The organism is Streptomyces sp. NPDC057654 (assembly GCF_042800135.1).
GTDB lineage: Bacteria > Actinomycetota > Actinomycetes > Streptomycetales > Streptomycetaceae > Streptomyces.
This window is the reverse complement of the sequence record NZ_JBHVHQ010001024.1, coordinates 1-2800: the sequence shown is the minus strand read 5'-3', so window position 1 is coordinate 2800 and position 2800 is coordinate 1. Positions and strand designations below refer to the sequence as shown.

Sequence of the window (2800 nt, the reverse complement as noted above, 5' to 3'; positions counted from 1 at the left end):
CGCCACGGTCGACACGGACAAGCCGGTCAAGGTGACCGCCAGCGGCGGCAAGCTGACCGAGGTCAAGGTCACCGGGCCGGACGGCAAGGCCGCCACGGGGGCCATGGGCTCCGGCGACACCTCGTGGCAGAGCAGCGGGCACCTGGAGACGGGCGCCAAGTACACGGTGACCGCGACGGCCAAGGACTCCGACGGCCACAGCACGACCAAGACCTCCGGGTTCACCACCCTGAAGCCGAAGAACCCGGTCAATTTCAAGATCAACACGGCGGACGGCGGTACGTACGGCGTCGGGATGCCGGTGTCGGTCACCTTCGACAAGAAGGTCACCGACAAGGCAGCGGTGCAGAAGGCCCTGGAGGTCTCCACCAGTCCGCACGTGGACGGCGCCTGGAGCTGGGTGCAGGACTGGTCGGCGGATCACCCCGCCCGCATCGACTTCCGGCCGAAGGAGTACTGGAAGCCGGGCACCAAGGTGACCGTCAAGGCCAACCTCAACGGCGTGAACACCGGCGGGCGGCACTACACCGTCAAGAACGCGTCCGAGACCTGGACCGTGGGCCGCTCGCTGATCGCCACGGCGGACAACGACGCCCACACCCTCACCGTCGAGAAGGACGGCAAGAAGGTCAAGACGCTGCCCGTCACCCTGGGCGCCCCCGGGCGCGACACCTGGGGCGGCGTCATGCCGGTCATGGACAAGCAGCACAAGGTGTACATGACCTCGCAGTCGGTCGGCTTCGGCTCGGACGCGTACAACGACTGGTACTACTACGCGGTGCACCTCACGCCGTCCGGCACATACGCCCACATGAACAAGGCGGCGGACACGCTCGGCGGCAACACCAACGAGACGCACGGCTGCATCGGCATGCGCACCAACGGCGACGCCGAGTGGTTCTACAACCAGGTCATCCCCGGTGACGTCTTCGACGTGAAGAACGCCCCGAAGACCGTCCAGGAGGGCAACGGCTACGGCGACTGGAACCTCTCCTGGGACCAGTGGCTCGCCAACAGCGCCGTCAAGGGCGGCGGCAACGGCTGATTCCTGCCCTGGGCAGTACGGTCACACGGTGGCGGCATCCTTTCGCGGGTGTCGCCATCCGCCTTTCTCAGCGCACGATCGCCGCCGTCTCCGGCGGTACGAGCACGCTTCCCCCCTCGTCCCGCAGCTCCACCGGCCGCCACGCCGCCACCACCTCCGTGCACCGTGCGTCCGGCCCGAGCCACACCTCCACCGGCCCCTTGGCCGGATTGACGACGATGTGCAGCCGGCCCGCGCGCATCGTCACCGTCAGCTCGCTGGTCACCGACAGCCCTGAGCGCAGTCCGGGGTCCGGGTCGGTGAGCTCCGGCTCCGTACGGCGCAGCTCGATCAGGCGCCGGTACCAGGCGAGCAGCTCGTCGTGCGGAGCCTGTCCGGGCTCGGACCAGTCGAGGCAGGACCGCTCGCGGGTGGCCGGGGACTGCGGGTCCGGGATGTCCTCCTCGGCCCAGCCGTGCGCCGCGAACTCCCGCCGCCGCCCCGTCCGCACCGCCTCCGCCAGCTCCGGATCCGGATGGTCGGTGAAGTACTGCCACGGCGTACGGGCGCCCCACTCCTCGCCCATGAAGAGCATCGGCGTGAACGGGGCGCACAGCACGAGCGCCGCCGCGCACGCGAGCAGCCCGGGGGAGAGAGCGGCGGCGAGCCGGTCCCCGAGCGCCCTGTTGCCGACCTGGTCATGGGTCTGCGTGTACGCCAGCAGCCGGTGGGCGGGCGTCGTGCGCAGATCGAGGGGGCGGCCGTGCGAGCGGCCCCGGAACGACGAGTACGCGCCGTCGTGGAAGAAACCAGCGGTGAGGACCTTGACGAGCGCCTCCGTCGGGGCGGCGGCGAAATCGGCGTAATAGCCCTGCGACTCGCCGGTCAGGGCGGCGTGCACGGCGTGGTGGAAGTCGTCGTTCCATTGGGCGTGCACCCCATGGCCGCCCGCCTCCCGCGGCGCGACGGTCCGCGGATCGTTGAGGTCGGACTCCGCGATCAGGAACAGCGGCCGCCCGACCCGCGCGGCCAGCGCGTCCACGGCGGCCGACAGCTCCGCGAGGAAGTGCTCGGCACGGGTGTCGGCCAGCGCGTGCACCGCGTCCAGCCGCAGCCCGTCCACCCGGTAGTCGCGCAGCCACGCCAGCGCCGAACCCGTCAGATAGCGGCGGACCTCGTCCGAACCCGGCGCGTCCAGATTCACGGCCGCGCCCCACGGCGTGTGGTGCCGCTCCGTGAAGTACGGACCGTACGCGGGAAGGCAGTTGCCCGACGGGCCCAGGTGGTTGTGGACCACGTCGAGCACCACGCCCAGATCCAGCGCGTGCGCCGCGTCCACGAAGCGCTTCAGCCCGTCCGGCCCGCCATACGGCTCGTGCACCGCCCACGGCGCCACACCGTCGTACCCCCAGCCATGCGTACCCGGGAACGGGCATACGGGCATCAGCTCGACATGCGTCACCCCGAGGTCCGCCAGATGCGGAAGCCGCCGCGCCGCGGCGTCGAAGGTGCCCTCGCGGGTGAACGTACCGACGTGCAGCTCGTACAGGACCGCCCCCGGCAGCGGCCGGCCGCGCCACGGATGCCGCCACCCGAAACGGCCGTGGTCGACGACGGCGCTCGGCCCGTCCGGGCCGTCCGGCTGGCGGCGCGAGCGCGGATCGGGCAGCGCCGGGCCGCCGTCGACCGAGAAGCCCGACCCCGCGCCCGGCCCCCCCGCCCCCCCGCCCCCCCCCCCCCCCGGGCGGGCCGGATCGCGCGCCCAGCCCGGCGCCG

2 protein-coding genes are annotated in these 2800 nt (G+C 72.0%); one reads left to right on the top strand and one right to left on the bottom strand.

Annotation, left to right across the window (positions count from 1 at the left end; all coding sequences use genetic code 11):
- Window positions 1–1045, top strand: a 1045-nt coding sequence (locus ACFU99_RS39870) for an Ig-like domain-containing protein (protein WP_384402510.1), incomplete at its 5' end; no start/stop codon positions are given.
- A gap of 67 nt (window positions 1046–1112) precedes the next feature.
- On the opposite strand, the gene treZ is transcribed toward ACFU99_RS39870, so the two are convergent.
- A partial coding sequence (treZ, locus tag ACFU99_RS39865; RefSeq protein ID WP_384402507.1) for a malto-oligosyltrehalose trehalohydrolase occupies window positions 1113–2800 on the bottom strand: 1688 nt, incomplete at its 5' end.